Source organism: Salipiger aestuarii (assembly GCF_003259905.1).
Classification (GTDB): domain Bacteria; phylum Pseudomonadota; class Alphaproteobacteria; order Rhodobacterales; family Rhodobacteraceae; genus Salipiger; species Salipiger aestuarii.
In genome coordinates, this window is the sequence record NZ_QLMG01000012.1 from 24,891 (window position 1) to 43,699 (window position 18,809).

Below are 18,809 nucleotides of genomic sequence, written 5' to 3' on the forward strand. Positions count from 1 at the left end.
CTCTCATACGGTCCAGGGCGCCGGTGCCGAAGCATCCAGGCTGAATGCGTCCAGAGCCTTCGCCAGCGTGGCCGGTTCTTCGTCGCCTGCGCGCACCAGAGCCTCGATTACCGCCAGCGCGATGTTCTTGCGGTCCACCTCGAAGAAGGCGCGCAGGTCGGCCCGGTTGGCCGAACGGCCGAAGCCATCGGTGCCGAGCGCGATGAACCTTGCATCGACGTAGGGCGCAATCATCTGCGGTACGGCGCGGACATAATCCGTGGCCGCCACGATGGGGGCAGAACCGGCCAGTGTCTGGGACACATAGGCTTCAGTCGGGGTCGTGGTGCCGCCCAGACGGTTTTCCCGCTCCACCGCGCGCGCGTCGCGCGCCAGTTCGGAAAAACTGGTGGCGCTGAAAAGATCGGTGGCGATCCCATAATCCGTCGCCAGCATATCGGCGGCGGCGATCACCTCGGTCAGAATCGTGCCCGAGCCGATCAGGCGCGCTTTGGCGCCGCCCTCGCCGCGCGATCCAATCTGATAGAGCCCCTTCAGGATGCCTTGTTCGGCACCGTCAGGCATGCTGGGCTGGGCATAGTTTTCATTCATCACCGTCAGGTAATAGAACTCGTCGGCCTGATCTTCCATCATCCGCTTCATGCCGTCGTCCATGATCACCGCCAGTTCATAGGCATAGGCCGGATCATAGGCGCGGCAGTTCGGAACGGTCGCGGCGATGACGTGGCTGGTGCCATCCTGATGCTGAAGCCCTTCGCCCGACAGGGTGGTGCGCCCTGCGGTGGCGCCAAGCAGAAAGCCCCGCGCCCGCTGATCGGCCGCGGCCCAGATCAGGTCGCCCACCCGCTGAAACCCGAACATCGAATAGTAGATGTAGAACGGCAACGTCGGTGTATCGTGAACGGAATAAGAGGTCGCAGCGGCCGACCATGACGAAATCGCCCCGGCCTCGGTTATACCCTCTTCCAGCAACTGGCCGTTCTTGGCTTCTTTGTAGAACATCATCGACCCCGCATCCTCGGGTTCGTAAAGCTGCCCCTGCGGCGCATAGATGCCGATCTGGCGGAACAGGTTGTCCATGCCGAATGTGCGGGCCTCGTCGGCCACGATGGGCACGATGCGTGGGCCGAATGTCTTGTCTTTCAGCAGCCCGCCCAACATCCGCACCGCGGCCATTGTGGTGGACATCACCTTGCCGTCTGCCTCGGTCGCGAATCTGGCGTATTTGCTGCGGTCGGGCACGATCAGACGCTTGGGTTCCGGGGTTTTGGCGCGCCGTCTTGGCATGTAGCCGCCAAGGGTTTCGCGCTGCGCGTGCAGATATTTCATCTCGGGGCTGTCGGCGGCGGGCTTGTAGAACTTGAGTTCTTCCAGATCCTTCTCCGTCAGCGGCAGGCCGAACCGGTCCCGGAAGGCGACCAACGCCTCCATGTCCAGTTTTTTCGACTGGTGAGCTGTCATCCGGCTTTCGCCCGCGTCCCCCATGCCAAATCCTTTCTTGGTCTTGGCAAGGATCACAGTCGGGCGGCCTTTGTGTGCCTTGGCGGCTGCGAAGGCAGCATACAGCTTGCGAAAATCGTGGCCGCCGCGTTTCAGCGCGTTGATTTCACCATCGGTCATATGCATGACGAGATTGCGGGTGGCGGGGTCGCGATCAAAAAACTTGGCACGGTTGTAGTCGCCGTCCTTGGAGCCCAGATCCTGATATTCGCCATCCACGGTTTCGGCAAAACGGCGCAGCAACACGAGGTCTTTGTCGCGGGCAAAGAGATTGTCCCATTCCGAGCCCCAAAGCACCTTGATAACGTTCCAGCCGGCGCCGATGAACAGGCTCTCAAGCTCCTGAATAATCTGGCCGTTGCCGCGTACCGGCCCGTCCAGGCGCTGCAGGTTGCAGTTCACGATGAAGGTGAGGTTATCGAGGTTCTCGCGCGCCGCCAGCGTCAGCGCGCCAATGGATTCCGGCTCGTCCATCTCGCCGTCGCCGAACACGCCCCAGACGTGCCGCCCGGCGGTGTTGGCCAATCCGCGCCCTTCGAGGTAACGCATATAGCGCGCCTGATAGATCGCGCTCATCGGGCCGATGCCCATGGAACCTGTCGGGAACTGCCAGAAATCCGGCATCAGCCACGGATGCGGATAGGAACACAGCCCGTTTCCACCCACTTCCTGGCGGTAATTCGCCAGCCTTTCCTCGCTCAGGCGGCCTTCCAGAAAGGCGCGGGCGTATACGCCTGGCGCCGAGTGGGGCTGAAAATAGACCAGATCACCCCCGAAATCGTCTGATTGAGCGCGGAAGAAGTGGTTGAACCCGGTCTCGAAAATCTCGGCCGCCGAGGCATAACTGGCGATATGGCCACCCAGTTCGCCATAGGCCTTGTTGGCGCGCACCACCATCGCAAGCGCATTCCAGCGAATGATCGAGGTGAGCCGCTCTTCGACGTCAAGGTCGCCCGGATAATGCCCTTGCTGGGCCACCGGAATGGTGTTGCGATAGGACGAGAACGGCTGCCCCCCGGTGAAGACGCCGTTGCGGCGCGCCACGTCTTCAAGTCGGCGCAGCAGGTATTGCGCGCGCTCACTGCCGTTGGCCGCGGTGACAGCCGTAAGCGCATCGATCCATTCCTGTGTCTCGACTGCGTCAATATCTTGGGTCGGTACTTGGATGCTCATCGGGGCTGTCCTCGGCTTCACGTTACTGGTTGCTCTGCATAGCGCAACTTGACCGGCAGGTGGCGCTAAAATGATGGTGTAGCTCCGCAGTCTGCGGCATGAACTGCCTCAACATGCATGAATTGGAGAGAATTATGCCGGTGAGTGATCTTGACGCGACAGACCGAAGAATCCTGAAGCAGCTGCAGAATGAAGGCAAACTAACCAACATCGAGCTTTCAAACCGGATCGGGCTGTCTCCGTCCCCCTGTCTTTCAAGAGTGCGCGCGCTGGAGCAGTCTGGCGTGATTTCCGGCTATGTTGCGTTGGTAAACCCCGAAGCCATCGGATTGGGCGTCAACGTCTTTATCCAGATCACCCTGGAGCGTCAGATCGAGCAGGCGTTGGAAACGTTCGAAAACCGGATGGAGGCTTACCCGGAAGTTATGGAGTGCTTTCTGATGACCGGAGACAGCGATTATCTGATCCGCCTGGTTGTCCGCGATATCGCTGAACTCCAGCGCTTCATCCTGCAGAAATTGTCAAATATTCCGGGTGTGGCCAACATTCGTTCAAGCTTTGCGCTCAAACAGGTGAAATATAGAACCGCTCTGCCGGTGGACGATCTCTAGCCCGAAGTCTCCTCCCGCGCGACCGTATCTGATCTGCCACGGGATTGTTCCTCCCCCGTTGATTAAAGTTCGACCTGACTTGAGGACGGACAATGAAGCCATAGGGGACTTACATTCCTGCCAATTTGGCGGCCGCGCAACGGTGCGGGTGGCGTTCGCTGTTCAGGCTACGCGAACGATGTCGGCTGTTCCAAACCGCACTCATGAACCGCGTCAGTGCCGGCGAAATCCCCGAAATTGTCCGCGTGGGATGGCGTCGGTGGGCAAAGGCGAAGTCACGCCTTTGGCGCCAGTTTTGCAACATATGTAACCGCCCCAAGCGCAAGAGGTATCTTCAGATCTGATTTTGGCGCGTTGTCGGATGCTGACATAAGACCGGTCTCATGATGCGGCCATCAACATGCCGCGGGCCCGTATGGTGTGCGAAGGTCGGGTCCAGATCAACACCGCGTGCTCACAGGCACTCTGTTGCAGGCTGGTTCTCCCGATGCCGCCGCGCTGTCGCTGAGACCTGCCGATGTCCCCCAAGGCTTTCTCGACCACCCTGATCTTGTCGGCATCGCTCCAGTGCCGACGACGCGGCGCATCCTCGGTGGACAGGATCTCGATCCGGGGTGTGAACGTAAGGTCGACCATAACGTCGGACTTATCATCGCCTCCAACGCCCCGTCAGACGGCCCCCGCCGGAGGGATACGCTTAAACGAGCACTTGGGGCGGCACGAAACTGCGACAGGTCCATGTAGCCTCGCAGCTGCCTGTGCTTTCGCTTCACACTGACGTGGTTCTTCTCGCCGTAGTGGCGCTTGCCGTGCTTCTTCTTCCGGCGATCGTCAGGGTCCGTCCGCCCGGCCCTCGGGTTCCCTGCCGTTCTCGTCTCGCATGTTGAGGTTGTACGACGGCCGCGCCGAGGATCTGTCCTGCCCGCGTGCGAAAGCGTATAGCGGTAAATTATTACCGCTATATCATTCGGCACCGGCCCACGAGATCGAGGCCAAAGAAGCGTATGAACAACAGCCGCTCGCGCAGTTGATACTTGATCTGGTTGCCGGACAGGGTGTAGACCGTGTTCAGCACGAGCGTCTTGAACATCAGCGACCGCATCCATCGACGCGCGACTCGCTTTCCGCACCCGGTTTGCGGTGGCCCTGCTCAAGCGCCAGGCGAAACTCCTCTGACCGCACGAGCGCATCGATCAGCGGATCTGTCGTGGCATCGAGAGTCGCGCAGCGTTTTCAAAGATCGAAGAACCCCATCTGCGCCATCGCTTCATGCGCTGTACCGATTTATTGATGTCGCAGCGTCAAGAACAAGGTAATTTTTCGAGGGGACCTGTAGTAACACCCAGATTGTTGCGCTATTCTTTCCATCAAGTCACGTTTTCTGAAGTCGCCGAACATGTGTATTGCAGAATTCACCGCGACTTCAGGACGCTTGTGATTCAATAACGTCACCTTGGAATCTTATATGGCACCGTTAGCATGAACGAAGCAACACACAGCGAAATTGATATACACACTTTGCGAAGCCACCCCGCGCACTTGATCCGTCGTAGCTATCAGATATTCCTTTCAATGTTTGAGGCAGTCGGAAAGGACGTCGACCTTTCTCCGGTGCGCTGGATTCTCATCGCGACAATTCGCTTGCGTCCCGGCCTCTCGATGGCCGAGGTCTCCTTTATGACGGGCGTGGACAAAGCTTCAACGGGTCGCACTATACGCAATCTTGAAGGCTCTGGCCTGATCCGCGTTGTGCGCAGTGCGCACGACAAACGCGAGCGGCGGGTGTATACCACCACCAAAGGCGATAAACTGGTTCATGCGTTCTATCCGCGCATAAAGATTCTGCATGATGATATTATGGCAGCATTCGAACCGGAAGAGGCCAAGGAATTTGTTCGATTGCTCGGAAAATTCATCGAAGTTAACGATCACAGAAGCCGTGCCGCCCTTTCTGACAACCTGAGCGTTGGCCCTCTGTGAACGGCAGTGACAGTCTCGCCCTTGGGAATGGCGGGATGACCTGACTCCGGGCGGACTAAAAACCGTCCACTTTCGCCTTTTCGGTCTCATGCCCCATGATTGCCACCGGCAACCGGGCACTCCCGCCGCTTCGAGATGTCATGATCCCGCGTTACCCCTGAACGCCGCGACAATCGCGTGTGCCGTTCCCATTTGGGAATGTGATCCGACCTGTGCGCGCATTTCGCTTGCAACGCAGACCGGCGGCGGAGTCCGCGCAAACTGCGAACCGATCCGCCATTTTTTCTGCTGCTATGGGCATTCGCGCAACGGGCGGATCATCAGGGCCGGGTTCTCGGGCTGACGGGGCTGCGCAGCGGCGATCCGACATAAATTTGCGAGTGCGCCAGCCGAGGCGGTCCGCCCGCCGCGCCTGGGGCAGCAGGCAACCCCGAAGGCCGACGTACCCGGTTCTTGCATCATTTCGACGGCGGACAACCCTGCGCCGCTCGACCGGGGTGCCATCTCGGTGTCAGGACCTCCGCCGCACGGTTCCTGTCAGTCGTTCCGGTCGAATTGCAGAGGCGCTCAGTCGGCTTCTTCGGCTTGGCCCAGTATTTCGGTTTGATGCTCGCCCACCGCCGGGACTTGGCCGGCCGGCTCGCTTATCCCCGCCATCGGCACCGGAAAGGCCATCACCTGCGCCGCACCGGCGGCGCGTACCATTCCGCGCGCCTTGAGATGCGGGTCTTGGGCCAGATCCTCCAGTCGGTTGACCGGGGCAAAGGGAACGTCCTCGGCCTCGAAAACCCGTGCCCAATGCGCATAGGGACGCGCGGCGATCAGCGGGGTCAGGGCGGCGCGGATGTCATCCGTGCGATCTGTGCGTGCGGCGAAGTCGTCAAGCGCCGGATCGTCGAACCCCGTCATCCCGGTTGCGCGGATGAGGCGGCGGAAGAAATGCGTTTCGATCGCGCCGATGGTGATGTATTTGCCGTCGGCCGTCCCGAAGATGCCATAGGCGGCCCGGCGCAGAATGTCGGCCTTGGTGATTTCGCGCCCGGCCTGGCGTCCGGCATCCCATACGCCGTAGCGCGGGGCGATCCAACTGGCCAGCGCGTCGGTGATCGCCACGTCGAGGTACTGGCCCCGCCCGGTGGCGTCGCGTCCGCGCAGCGCGGCCAGGATGGTGATGATGGCATACATCGCTGCCGACAGATCTCCGATCGGCACGCCCGTCGTGTATTCTGGCGGTCCGTCGGGCGCGCCCGAGATCGCCACCGCGCCCGCCATCGCCGCGTAGTTCAGATCATGCCCCGGCCAGTCCCGCGCTGGCCCGGTCTGACCATATCCGCTGACCGAGCAGTAGACGAGGCCGGGATTGAGCGTTGAAAGCGTCTGGTAGTCGATCCCGAGCCGCGCGGTCACACCCGGGCGATAGCCCTCGATCACCACGTCCGCCCGCTTGGCCAGCCGCAGGAAAGCCGCGCGGTCCGCGTCGTCCTTCAGGTTCAGCACGATGCTTTTCTTGCCGCGGTTCACCGCCGCGAAGAGACCGGGGAACATGACGCGCGCGGCGTCGCCCGCGGGGCGCTCGACCTTGATGACCTCGGCCCCCATCTCGGCCAGTTGTTGCGTGGCATAGGGACCGGGCAGAAGCTCGGTCAGATCCAGGACACGAAGCCCTGAAAGCGGTGCAGTGCCGGTCATTTTCATTGTTCCTTTCTGTCTCCGCGGGCCGGGTCGGCGATGCCGGCGCATTCCGCCGAATCGTCCTGCTCCAGGATCATGTCCCAGATCTTCTGACCCTGCGGGTTGTCGAGTTCTTCCATAAGATGCGCCAGAAGCCCGGCCGAGCGTCCGATCAGCGCGAAGGCCCGCGCCCAGATGGGGGAAAGCCCCATGTCCGACACGGTGGCCCCGACCGCGCCGGCGGCGTTGATCGGCAGCAGGCGGCCATATTCCTCACGCGCGGCGGACTCGACGGCCGCCATGAACCGCCAGTGCCGCCCGTCGAACCCGTTCTCGCCCGCGATGCGCCGCAGGACCGGCGTGCGGGGGTCACCCGCCACATGGATCGGATGGCCGATGCCCGGCAGGACGCGCCGCGCCGCGCGAAAGGTGCGCACCACCTCGCGCGCGTGGGCGGCATAGGCGGCCTCGTCGTCGTTGTCGGTCAGCCCGCCGATCTCGTCGCGGGTAAAGGCGGCGGCGTTCTGCATTGTGCCGAGAAAATGGTTTCCCGCCCCCAGCAAGCCGGCGGCCACAGCGCCCTGAAGCGATTCCGGCGCGCCGAGAATGGTCATCCGCGCGGCAATTGCGCTGGGGGTAAGGCCGTGGTCGGTGGCGGTGACGATGATCGCGTTGGTCATCGCGCGGGTGCGGGCGTCGGGTTCCGTTCCGGTGGCGGTGAAATAGATCATGTCGATGAAATCCATCTTGCCGAGGACGTCATCCGCCAGGTCGCGCCCGCGCACGAAGATACGGTCGCGGGTGGTGAAGCCTATCTTCGTCTTGACCGTCATTGCCTTGCTCTTCCTTGTGTTTCGGTGGCCGCACGCGGAATCATTGCGCCCAGCCCCATGGTGCCCGCCGGACCGGCGCGCGCCGGAGTGAGGTCCATCGCCGCGATGGTGGCCAACGCCCCGGTGGGACGCCTCGGCATGGCCGCATCGACGGGGCAAATCGACGCTCGGACCCGAAACCTCCTCGGGCCCGGGATTGAACGGGAAGACGTCTCTGTCGCAGTCGCAATGCGCGGCGCGATTTTGCAGCCCGCACCGCGGGCCGGTCGCCGAGGCCGGGAATCGCCACGATCCGCCGTGCAGGAACCCGCGCAGGACTGGGGAAACCGCCCGCTCCCATTCGTTCAGGCACCTTGCGGTGCCCGCCGCACGAGCAGTTTCCAGATCCCTTCCACCACGGTTTCGCCGCGCTGGTTGATGACCTCGCGCCGGAACGACAGGATGCCGCGTTCGGGTTTCGACGTCTCGCGTTTCTCGGTCACGGTGACGCGCACGCCGATCGTGTCGCCGATGAAGGTGGGTTTCGGGAATCTGCACTGCATGTCCAGAAGCCCCAGAAGCGAAGGTTCGAGAAAATTGTTCATCAACATCCGCGTGGTCAGCCCGGACATCACCGACACCACCAGAAGCCCGTGCGCGATGCGCTGGCCGTAGGCCGATCCGGCGGCGTACTCGGCATCGACATGCAGCCGGTTGAAATCGCCGGAAAGGCAGGCAAATCCCGTCACATCGGCCTCGGTTATGGTACGGGTGGGGCTGTCGAACGCGTCTCCCTCGCTGAGATCCTCCCAGTAGAGCTGCTGGCCCGTCCGGGCTGAAAGGTCGGGGCGGGTCATCGGCTTTCCTCCTCCTGGGGCAGCGCCAGCACCGCCTCCTTGAGATCGGCCTTGAGAACGCGGCCGGTCAGGTTGCGCGGCACCGCTGTCATGAACACCACGCGGCGCGGGCGCTTGTAGCGGTCCAGCCGGGCCTCGGCATGGGCGATCACATCGGCCGCTGTCAGCCCGGCGCCCGGCGCGGGCACGATCACCGCGCAGATCGCCTCGGTCCAGCGCGGATCGGGCAGGCCGATGCAATGCGCCTCGGCAATCGCCGGGTGACCGGCCAGCGCCTCCTCGATCTCGGGGGCGTAGACGTTGATGCCGCCGCTCTTGATGATGTCGCGCTTGCGGCCAGTGAACCAGAGCAGCCCCTCGGCGTCGATCCGGCCCAGATCGCCCACGGTCAGATAATCGCCGCGCCGGGTTTCGGCGGTCAGCGTCTCGTCCTTGTAATACCCGTCATAGCGGCTCTCGCTGCGGGTGCAGATCTCGCCGACCTCGCCCTGCGGCACCTCGGTGCCATCGTCGTCCAAAAGCTTGAGTTCGACCCCGAAGAACGGCCGTCCGACGCAATTGCCCGTAAAGTTGCGGCGCAGATCCCGCGCCGTGAGGTTGGCGTAGGGCCCCGCTTCGCTGGAGGCGGCATAGATCATCAGCGCGTCGCCGAACTTGTCCAGCGCCGCGCGCTTGAGGTCGGGATACATCTCGCCGCCGCCCGATTGCAGCGTGCGCAGCGACGACAGGTCGGCGTTCGCGAACCCCTCGACCTCGACCATCCGTTGAAGCATGGCCGGCAGCAACATGGTGGCGGTCAGCCGTTCGTCCTGGATCAGGCGCAGCGCGGCGACCCCGTCAAACCGGCGCATCAGGTAAACGCTGGCGCCCAGGTAAAGCGGCAGCAGCGTGTAGGTGCAGCCAGCCGACAGGCAGATCGGCAGCGCCGAAAGCGCCCGATCGTCGGGGCGGAAGCGTTGCTCGATAGCGCGTTCCTCCATGCCGAACAGGCTGCGCAGCGCACCCTTGGGCTTGCCGGTGGTCCCCGAGGTGTGCAGCATGATCGTGGTGCCATCCTGTCCTTGCGGCGGATCGGGCGGGGTGTCTGCCAGAAGGTCCGACAGCCGTGGCAGCCCTTGCGCACCCTCCGCCACATCGCCCAGGGCGATGATGTCGCTCACCACGGTCCGGAACAGATCGGCATGGTCCAGCGCCGCGTCGCCCAGCAGCAGCGTCTTGCTGTCCGAGCGGGCGACCACATCGGCCATGACCTCGGGCGCGATGCGATAGTTGATCGGCGCGGGGATCGCGCCCAACCCGGTCACCGCCACATAGGCGGCAAGGAAATCGGGATGGTTCTCCGAGATCACCGCGACCTTGTCGCCGGGCCCGGTGCCGCGTCGCGCCAGCACCGTCATCATCCGTTCCACCCGGTCGAGGAGCTCCGTATAGGTCTGGCCGTGCCCCTCGAACACCACCGCCGGTTTCGTCGGAAACCGCCGTGCATTCAGCCTGAGGGCATGGAGAAAGGTCATCGGCATGGCCGCCTCCTCAGGTAAAGGCCGAGATCCCGAGAACCTCGCGCCCTATGATCAATGTCTGGATTTCCGACGTGCCCTCGGGGATCAGCCCGCCGCGCGTGTCGCGGAACAACCGCTCGACCGGGTAGTCGGTGGAATATCCCAGCCCGCCGTGCGCCTGCAGCGCCATCGAGGCCACCTCATGCGCCGCCTCGCTGGCATAAAGCTTGGCGATCGAGCATTCCTTGCGCCCGGGCAGCCCCGCATCAAGCGCCAGCGCAGCCCGGTCAGTCAGGGCGCGCGCCGCTTCGGTGCGGATGGTCATGTCGACGATCAGCTTCTGCACCAGCTGATAGCGTCCGATCACGTTGCCGAACTGCTTGCGCGTCTTGACGTAATCGGTGGACAGGTCCAGCGACCGCTGCGCCGCGCCCACCGCGCCCGCCGCCACGTTGAGCCGACCGTAGTTCAGCCCGGTGAGGATCGCCTTCAGCCCCTTGCCCGCCGGACCCAGCAGGTTTTCCTTGGGCACCCTTGCGTCGCGAAAGGCCAGCTGCGATGTCGCCGTGGCCTTGATGAACATCGTGCCCACCCGCGAGGCTTCGAAATCGGTCTCCTCAGGGTCCACGATGAACAGGCTCAGATCGCCATCGCAGCCGGTGGTGAAGGTGCGCGCAACCAGGATGCCGACCCGGCCGTGAACGCCGTTTGTCGTCCACAGCTTGCCGCCGTTGATCTGCCAGTGGTCGCCCTTGTCCTCGGCACGGGTCTGCACCGAGGCGACGTCGGAGCCGTGGTCGGGTTCGGTGATCCCTACCCAGACCGGCATTTCGCCGGCCATGACGGGGTTCAGCCATTTTTCCTTTTGCCGGGCGTCACCCAGATGGTGCAGCAGCGCGGCGACGATGTTGACGGTGTTGAGCAGCACCCGAAGCGACAGCCAGCGATACCCCGCCTCCTCCATCATCATCGCCCAGGTGCGGTAGCTGAGACCGTAGCCGCCCGCCTCCTCGGGCAGCAGCCCGCCGAGATAGCCGAACTGGCGCAGCGCGCCGACCATTTCCCATGGCAGCTCGCCCGCCGCCTCGCATTCGGCGATGCGCGCCTCGGTCAGCTCGCGCGCCATGAAACCCCGGATGCTGTCCCTCAGCATCCGAGTCTCCTGTTCCTGATCATCGGCGGGTGGCGCGATGTATTCAGCCATACCGCCCCCCGGTGATGTGAAGCGTTTCGCCCGAGATGTATTCCGCCGCATCCGAGGCGAGGAACACCACGCCGTTGGCGATGTCGCGCTCGGTGCCAAGACGCGGCACGGTGTTCATTGCCAGCGCGCGGGATTTGATCCGGTCGTAGTTCGGAAGCGCCTCGATCATGTCGGTTGCGATGAAGCCTGGCGCGATGGCGTTGACGGTGACGTTGAAACGCCCCTGCTCCATTCCAAGCGCACGGGTGAAACCGATGATGCCGGCCTTGGCCGCCGCATAGTTGGTCTGCCCGGGATTGCCGAGATAGGCGCGCGACGAAATGTTGACCACGCGGCCCCAGTGCTGTTCCATGAAATGGGGCACCACGGCGCGCGAGCAGTTGTAGGCCCCTTTCAGGATCACCCCCACCACCGCATCCCAATCCTGCTCCGGCATCTTGGTGATGTAATTGTCGCGCGGAAAGCCGGCGTTGTTCACAAGTATATGGACGGCGCCGAATGCCTCGACCGTGCGGGCGACAAGCGCATCGACCTGTGCCGCGTCGGTGACGTCGCAGACGACGCCGATCGCTGCGTAACCGTCGGCCTCCAGCTCGGCGCGGGTGGCTTCGGTGGTTTCCGCGTCGATATCGGTGATCACCACCTTTGCCCCTTCCTCGGCCAGCGCGCGCGCCGTCACTGCACCGATTCCGCGCCCCGATCCGGTGACGATTGCCACCTTGTTCTTCAGTCCCAATTCCACTTTCGGCTCCTTTGCGTTGTTTAATATTCGCCCGAGAACGCGGTCACGATTTCCGGGAAGAAGGCGATCAACGCCAGAACCGCGAACTCTGCCAGAACGAAAGGCAGCACACCCACAAAGACCCGCTTGAGCGGCACCCCGGTGATCGAGCTGGCGACAAAGACGTTCATGCCGATGGGCGGCGTGATCAGCCCGATCTCGACGGTCTTGGTGATGAGGATGCCAAACCAGATCGGCGAGTAGCCAAGTTCCATCACCATCGGAAAGACGATCGGCATGGTCAGGATCAGGATCGCCAGCTGATCCATGACGCAGCCCAGCAGCACAAAGATCACGATCAGGATCAGGATCACCATTCCCGGACTGACCTCCAGCCCCTGCACATAGGAAACCAGCGCTTGCGGCGCCATCGTGAGGGTCACGAAATAGCCGAAGATATGGGCCCCGATGATGATGGTAAAGATCATTGCCGTGGGGCGGGTGGTGCGTTCAAGCGCGTCCATGAAGTCGCGCCAGCCCATGCGCCGCAGCATCACGGCGGCGATCAGGATCGCGCCGAAACAGCCCGCCGCCGCGGCTTCGGTGACGGTGACGGCGCCGGAATAGATTCCGGCCACGACGAACACGAACAATACGATCACCGGCCAAAGCTCGCGCAGCGACAGGATGCGCTCTCGCCAGCTGTGGCTTTGCACCGGCGGCGCAAGATCGGGGTTCAGGCCCGCCCAGCCCATGGTGATGCCGGCAAAGGACAGCGCGGTGATAAGTCCGGGCACGATGCCGGCGATGAAGAGCCCGCCGATCGAGGTTTCGGTAATAATACCATAGACCATAAGCACCACCGACGGCGGGATCATGATCGACAACGTGCCGGCGGCCGCCACCGTGCCCACGATCATACCGCGGTCATAGCCGTATTTGTTGGCCTCGGGCGCGACGGTGCGGGCCATTGTCGCGGTGGCGGCGGTGGACGAGCCCGACACCGCACCGAAACCGGCGCTGGTGAACACGGTGGCCACCGCCAGCCCGCCCGGCAGATGCCCGACCCATTTGTTGGCGGCGCGGAACATGTCCGACGAGATCCGGCTGGCCGACAGGATCTCGGCCATCAGGATGAACAGGGGGATGGCGGTCAGCAACCAGGAGGCTGTGTTGCGATAGGGAGCGACCGACAGGATCCCGAGCGCAAGGTTGAGCCCGCCGATCAGATAAAGCCCGACAGTGCCGGCGATGCCCATTGCAAAGCCAATCGGCGTTCCGACGATAAGAAGTCCCGCCAGCAGGAAGGACACGGGTGCGAGATATTCCATATTCAGATTGTCCGATCCGGGGTGTGGCGAAGCCGCTGCACGTCGCCGGCCGCGTTCACCAGAAGCCGCAGGACAATCAGCAGGCAACCGATCGGCGCGATCACAAGGGCGGTAACGAGCGGCGCGTCAATGTCGCCCGACGTGCGATACCCGAAATCCCACGCCTTGAGCGCCTCGCGCGAGGCGCCGTAGCACACCAGTGCGAAGAACGCGGCCGCCACAAGGCGCAGGACCACGTCTAGACCGGCGCGCAGCCTGTCTGGCAACGTCTCGAACAGGATCCCCACCCGCACATGGCCATCGTGCATCTCAAGATAGCTCAGGCTTCCGAACACGATGATGGGCATCAGATAAAGTTCGGTGATCCCTATGACGCCCTCGATCGGGTCGTTCAGGACATAGCGGGTGAAGACCTGGACGAGGATCAGCACCAGCATGACCATCATTGCCGCACGCGACAGCCAGTTCGCCCAGGTGTCGACCCGGTCCATCGCGCGGCCAAGGGGGCCGTGCAGTCCTGCCTTGGGCGGCGGCACGGCTTCCCCTTCGGGATCAAGATCATGGGGATGCACGGACGAGCTCCTTTATTGCGTCTGGTACTTTTCGATATTCGCGCGAAAAGCCTCCACCACCTCGCCGCCGGGCATGCCGCGCCCTTCCAGTCCCGAAACCCAGGCATGGAAGACCGGCGCCGTGGTCGCCCTGACCTGTTCGCGCTGCGCTTCGTCCAGCACGATGACTTTGATACCGGCTTCGCGCATCTTGTTTTCAAGTTCGGCTGCCGAGCGGTCGGTTTCCTCGGCGACGCGCTGCATCGCCTCCTGAGCCGCCTGCTGCATGGCCTGCTGATGCTCGGGCGCAAGCCCTTGCCAGACCTCTTCGCGGATCACATAAGGCGCCCAGTACACAAAGACATCCAGCCCAAGCACAGCGGTATCGATCACCTCTTCGAGCTTGTAGGAATAGACGCTCGTGGTCGGAAAGATCGCGCCGTCAACCGTGCCGGTGCGGATCGCCTGATAGGTTTCGGGGCTGGGAATATCCACCGGAGCCCCGCCCAGGGCCTTGATCGATTCCGACATGTTGCCGGCGATGATCTTCAGCTTGAGCCCGTTGATATCCTCCAGGCCGTCAATCTCTTTGCCGCGGGTAAAAAGATTGTAGGTAGAGGTCATCACGCCCCAGAGGGGACGCATCCCGTTCTTCAGGAAATCGTTCCCCAGGATCGGCTCCGAGGTCACCGTATCGTAGAATGCCGGTGTGCCGACCTTGCTTTGCGAGAACAGGCCCGGCAGCGTGTGCACACCGGCCAGCGGCATGGTGCCTCCGTTATAGGCCGGTGGAACATAGCCAACGTCCACCACGCCCGATTGCACCATCGAGAACATGTCGCGAAGCGAGCCCATCTGCCCGGCGCCAAAATACTGAAACTTGACCTCGCCGTCGGTCAGTTCGGTCACCCGCTCCATCCAGTAGTTGGTGCCGGTCTCGACGATGTAGTGGCCCGGCGGAAAGGTGTCCGCCACCTTGAGGGTTGTTTCGGCCAGGGCCATCTGCGGCGTCAGCGCGCCCGCGACCATCAGCGCCGCGCCTGCGGCAAGCCGATCCAGTCCGTTCAAAATGCTCATCGTAAGTCTTCCTCCCTGCGTCAGCCGACGCTCCCCGAACCAGGCCCTCTCCCTTGTTTTGGCGAGAGCCTCACGGACCCGTCCGTTGGTCGGCCTTCCTCGCCCGAGCCAACCAAACGGCAGGCCATCCGGTCAATGCGGAAGCGCCGACCGCCCCGATCCGGCCACCAGATCGCACATATATGCGATTGCGCGGGGGCCCGGCGCGCGCAGGGGCTCTACCCCGTTTGCACTCACGCTTCGGGCGCCTGTCCAGCCAAAGAATGCGGCGCGCCACACGGCCATCTGCATCGCCTCCCTGAGGCTGACAGTTGCGGGATGTGGGCACGACAGTCGAATGGCCGGATGACAGTTTTCGGAGGGACATTGATGGCGGGGCAGCTGACGATCCGCGCCGGGCGATGGCCTGCGGCGCTTCCCGGCGGACGCATTATCCCGCATTATCCCGCAAGCTGGTCGATCGGGCATTTCGGGACGTGCGGCACCGCGATCTGGTGCATCCGCAACCCGACCGCGCTGTCGGAAATCGTCGGGTGTCGTACAGGTTTTGAAATCCCGTCCAGAAGATACCCGGATCGAATATCGAACACTGGCACGTTTCTGAACGTCATTTTACGACAGGGTGGTGGCGCCGTGGCCAGAACGGCCACCTGCGGCAGAGGGGCGGCACCCGGCCCGGACCCCGACAATCAGATCGGGGGGAATCGCCGCCGCATGATCTTGGGCCGGGCGGGGGTCATGGTGGATAAGAACACCGGCGTTCAGCAAACCCTGGGGTCTTGACCTTTCTTTCTCAGATGCTGAACGATTTCTTCACGCATGATCCTGACAATCTCGTTCTCGGATCGCAGGATGACATCCGTCGGTGCGCCAACCCCAACGGCAAACAGACGAGAACTCTGGTGGCTGGGAAACGGCATGGAGATCAACCCGGCGCCTTTGACGACCTGATCGGTTGACAGATAATACCCCTTGGCGCGGGTCTCGGCCAAGGAGGCGACGAAGGTCTTCACGTCCACCGCCGGTTTGTCGGGCGCACGATAGGCATTGATCTTTCGTAACAGGCGGCACACTTCTTCATCGCTGAAGCGGCTCATCAGAACCCGCCCCACCCCGGAATTCCCCAGCGGACGCCGCGTGCCGAGTGAAATGTGGTGGATCGGCGACTTCTTTGGACGGATCACTTGCACATACTCGGCTTCGTCGCCGTTCTTTGTTCCCAGTACGACGACATGCTGCGTCCGTTGCGCGATCGCCTTGAGCAGCCGCTGGATGATGCCTTCACCGAACAGATCCGGGCTCATCCAAGAGCCCAGAAGCGGGACGCGTTCGGTGGGAAAGTAGTTCTTGTTCCGGGCATCGTGGCTCAGGAAGCCGAGCTTGACCATGCTCTTCAAGAGCGCCGAAGTGCTCGATTGCGGATACCCCAGTTTCTTCGAGACTTCCACGACCGACAGCGGGCGCCGCACCTCGTCGAAATACACCAGCGTTTCACAGGTGCGGGCGACCGATTTTACGATATTGTCCCCGCGTGTCTTCACCGAAGTCTGTTCCGCGTCTTCCATGATCCCCTCCCAGCATACTATTATATGAACAGTATTCAGAAAGTAGAATGGCTGCGGATGTGATTTCTGTCAACTGGTAGAAGATCGCAGAAGACGCGCCGCATGCCGCGAGGGGATCGGAAAGATGCCGGGTCCGGGTGTCAGTGGCCTCCTCGCCTGGTGGGAACGATTACGGCGTCCGCAGCCACGGCACCCTGGCCGCTGGGTCCAACGATCAACGGGTTGACGTCAATGGTCTCAAGCGCTGCCCCGTGATGGGCCGCAAAGGCGGACAGGCGCGCAAGGGCGTCGGCAAGCGCGCCGATGTCGCGTTCGGGCGCGCCGCGGAAGGCGTCCAGCAGTTTGCGACCGTGGATTTCGTCGATCATCCGACGCGCTTCGGCGGGCCCGAAAGGGGCAACCCGGAAGGACACGTCCCCCAGGGCCTCGACCAGCACGCCGCCCAGGCCGAACATGACCACCGGGCCGAATGCCGGATCCTGGGTCACACCGAGTATGGCCTCCAGCCCCGGTGCGGCCTGTTCCGCCACGACCAGACCGTCGATCCGCGCATCGGGCGCTTTTTCGGACGCCAGCTTCAGGATTTGCACCGCGGCGGACCGGACGTCTTCGGCCGAGCGCAGGTTCAGCGCCACGCCGCCGATATCGGATTTATGCAAGATGTCGGGCGAAGCGATCTTCAGCACGACCGGAAAGCCCATCTCCTGCGCCGCCTCGGCTGCCGCCTCCGGGGTCTTGGCCAGGGTTTCGCGCACGATTGCGATGCCCGCTTCGGCCAGCAGCGCCTTGGCCTCGATCTCGTTCACCATGTCGTCCGGCAACGGCGACAGGTCGGACAGTTCGGGTATCGGGTCATGTTCGCCGGCCCGCGCGAAGGATCTGGCGAAATAGCGCAATGCGGCCATGGCACGGACCGCGCGGGTCGGTTCCTCGAACACGATGAACCCCGACTTTTCATATGCGGCACGGCCCTCGGGTTCGGTCAGCGAACAGAACAGCATCGGCCGGCCGGGAAACTTCTCGCGGATGCGCTCCAGCCCGGTCCGGATGGCTTCGTTCAGGTCGGCGACAAGACCGACCGTGGACATGAAGATGATGGCACCGTCAATTTCGCCGTCGCCAAACAACACATCCATGTTGGTTTCCAGCAGGTCGATCTGGTTGACCAGCTGCGCCGTCACATCGACCGGGTTTCGGACGCCTGCGAAAGGCAGCACCTCTTTCAGCTTTTTCTGCGCGTGATCGGGAAGCGCGGGCACGTCCAGTTTCAGTTTCTCGGCCTCGTCGGCCATCAGCACCCCAACGCCGCCGGACACCGTCACAAGGCCCAGTCGGTCGCCCTGCATCATCGACGCGGATTCGGCGCAGGCATAGGTCACATCGAACATTTCATCGACCGATTGCGCCCGGTACACGCCGTATTGCCGAAAAGCCGCGTCATAGACCGCGTCGGACCCCGCCAGCGAGGCGGTATGCGATTGCGCGGCCTCGGCACCGACCGCGCTGCGGCCGACCTTCATCATGACCACCGGCTTTTCCCGTGCGCGCGCCAGTTCAAGGGCCTCGACCAGCCTGTCGCGGTCAGTCGCGCCTTCGAGGTATCCCATGATTACGCGGGTTTCGTCATCCTGCGCGCAATAGGCTACCGCATCGGCGAAATCGACGTCGCAGGAATTGCCCGTCGTCGCCCAGAGGTTCACACCCAGTCCGCGCATCCTGACCAGCGTCATGCAATACGACCCGAAGGCGCCGCTCTGGCTGACGATCGACACGCCGCCGGGCTTGGGCAGGTGCTTTTCGACCCCCGGTGTAAAGGTGGCGTAAAGATTGTGGCGCACATTGGCGATGCCCAGGCAATTCGGCCCGACAAGCCGCATACCGCCTTCGCGCGCGATATCGACCATTCGCGCCTGAAGCGCGGCCCCTTCGGCATTAACCTCGGAGAACCCAGAGCTGAAGATCACCGCGCCCCGCACGCCGCGCGCCGCGCAATCCTCGACCGCCTGAACCGCCAGCGGCGCGGGCAGCGCGATCACCGCCAGATCCGGTGTCGACGGGGCCTCGGTGATCGACGGATACGCCGTCAGGCCCTGCACTTCGGGCGATTTCGGGTTTATCGGCAGGATCGTGCCCTGGAACCCATGCCGTTTGAGAAAATCCACCGGCCGTCCGCCGATGCGTTTCGGGTCGCTCGACGCGCCGATCACGGCAACAGAACGAGGGGCGAAAATGGCATCCATTCCGTCAATACGCATGG

Annotated in this window: 16 protein-coding genes and 1 pseudogene; 2 read left to right on the forward strand and 15 right to left on the reverse strand. The window is 63.1% G+C overall.

Going from position 1 to position 18,809, the window contains the following annotated elements; all coding sequences use genetic code 11:
* Positions 1 to 3: 3 nt before the first annotated feature.
* Positions 4 to 2,673, reverse strand: a complete 2,670-nt coding sequence (gene mdeB / locus ATI53_RS08540; RefSeq protein WP_111550199.1) for an alpha-ketoglutarate dehydrogenase — start codon at positions 2,671 to 2,673, stop codon at positions 4 to 6.
* A 134-nt stretch (positions 2,674 to 2,807) separates the two neighbouring features.
* On the opposite strand from mdeB, the gene ATI53_RS08545 reads away from it, so the two are divergent.
* Positions 2,808 to 3,284 (forward strand): Lrp/AsnC family transcriptional regulator, encoded by a 477-nt coding sequence (locus tag ATI53_RS08545; RefSeq protein ID WP_009505793.1) that lies wholly within the window; start codon positions 2,808 to 2,810, stop codon positions 3,282 to 3,284.
* Positions 3,285 to 3,665: 381 nt separating this feature from the next.
* Here ATI53_RS08545 and ATI53_RS23600 read toward each other — a convergent pair whose 3' ends face one another.
* Positions 3,666 to 3,920 carry a hypothetical protein gene (locus tag ATI53_RS23600; RefSeq protein WP_190323916.1) on the reverse strand — a complete coding sequence of 85 codons (255 nt, stop codon included), beginning with the start codon at positions 3,918 to 3,920 and terminating at the stop codon, positions 3,666 to 3,668.
* 284 nt (positions 3,921 to 4,204) lie between these two features.
* A pseudogene (locus ATI53_RS24580) lies at positions 4,205 to 4,547 on the reverse strand (transposase); the annotation flags it as partial.
* 216 nt (positions 4,548 to 4,763) lie between these two features.
* Between ATI53_RS24580 and ATI53_RS08560 the strand changes: the two are divergent.
* A complete protein-coding gene (locus ATI53_RS08560; RefSeq protein WP_083840614.1) occupies positions 4,764 to 5,264 on the forward strand; it encodes a MarR family winged helix-turn-helix transcriptional regulator in 501 nt (166 codons plus the stop codon).
* 567 nt (positions 5,265 to 5,831) lie between these two features.
* Here the strand turns inward: ATI53_RS08560 and ATI53_RS08565 are convergent.
* From ATI53_RS08565 to ATI53_RS08620, 12 genes are all read right to left on the reverse strand, one after another.
* Positions 5,832 to 6,953 (reverse strand): CaiB/BaiF CoA transferase family protein, encoded by a 1,122-nt coding sequence (locus ATI53_RS08565; RefSeq protein ID WP_165617171.1) that lies wholly within the window; start codon positions 6,951 to 6,953, stop codon positions 5,832 to 5,834.
* Positions 6,954 to 6,955: 2 nt separating this feature from the next.
* Complete coding sequence (locus ATI53_RS08570) at positions 6,956 to 7,768, reverse strand: citryl-CoA lyase (RefSeq protein WP_009504611.1); 813 nt, start codon at positions 7,766 to 7,768, stop codon at positions 6,956 to 6,958.
* Between the two features lie 344 nt (positions 7,769 to 8,112).
* A complete protein-coding gene (locus tag ATI53_RS08575) occupies positions 8,113 to 8,604 on the reverse strand; it encodes a MaoC family dehydratase (protein ID WP_111550201.1) in 492 nt (163 codons plus the stop codon).
* Positions 8,601 to 10,124: a class I adenylate-forming enzyme family protein gene (locus tag ATI53_RS08580; RefSeq protein WP_089962671.1), complete on the reverse strand. Its 1,524-nt coding sequence runs from the start codon at positions 10,122 to 10,124 to the stop codon at positions 8,601 to 8,603. The genes ATI53_RS08575 and ATI53_RS08580 overlap by 4 nt, the downstream gene beginning before the upstream one ends.
* 10 nt (positions 10,125 to 10,134) lie before the next feature.
* Positions 10,135 to 11,307, reverse strand: coding sequence for an acyl-CoA dehydrogenase family protein (locus tag ATI53_RS08585; RefSeq protein ID WP_009504608.1), 1,173 nt, complete (start codon positions 11,305 to 11,307; stop codon positions 10,135 to 10,137).
* Positions 11,300 to 12,049 (reverse strand): SDR family NAD(P)-dependent oxidoreductase, encoded by a 750-nt coding sequence (locus ATI53_RS08590; RefSeq protein WP_009504607.1) that lies wholly within the window; start codon positions 12,047 to 12,049, stop codon positions 11,300 to 11,302. Before ATI53_RS08590 ends, ATI53_RS08585 begins: the two co-directional genes overlap by 8 nt.
* A 20-nt stretch (positions 12,050 to 12,069) precedes the next feature.
* Positions 12,070 to 13,359, reverse strand: coding sequence for a TRAP transporter large permease (locus ATI53_RS08595; protein ID WP_009504606.1), 1,290 nt, complete (start codon positions 13,357 to 13,359; stop codon positions 12,070 to 12,072).
* Between the two features lie 2 nt (positions 13,360 to 13,361).
* A complete protein-coding gene (locus ATI53_RS08600) occupies positions 13,362 to 13,931 on the reverse strand; it encodes a TRAP transporter small permease (RefSeq protein ID WP_009504605.1) in 570 nt (189 codons plus the stop codon).
* Positions 13,932 to 13,943: 12 nt separating this feature from the next.
* On the reverse strand, positions 13,944 to 14,987 hold the full coding sequence (locus tag ATI53_RS08605; RefSeq protein ID WP_111550202.1) for a TRAP transporter substrate-binding protein: 1,044 nt from the start codon (positions 14,985 to 14,987) through the stop codon (positions 13,944 to 13,946).
* A gap of 440 nt (positions 14,988 to 15,427) precedes the next feature.
* Positions 15,428 to 15,598, reverse strand: a complete 171-nt coding sequence (locus ATI53_RS23245) for a hypothetical protein (RefSeq protein WP_170134545.1) — start codon at positions 15,596 to 15,598, stop codon at positions 15,428 to 15,430.
* 150 nt (positions 15,599 to 15,748) lie between these two features.
* Positions 15,749 to 16,552: an IclR family transcriptional regulator gene (locus tag ATI53_RS08615; protein ID WP_009504603.1), complete on the reverse strand. Its 804-nt coding sequence runs from the start codon at positions 16,550 to 16,552 to the stop codon at positions 15,749 to 15,751.
* A 140-nt stretch (positions 16,553 to 16,692) separates the two neighbouring features.
* Entirely contained in the window at positions 16,693 to 18,807 is a 2,115-nt protein-coding gene (locus ATI53_RS08620) for an acetate--CoA ligase family protein (RefSeq protein WP_240778575.1), read from the reverse strand.
* Positions 18,808 to 18,809: the final 2 nt, after the last annotated feature.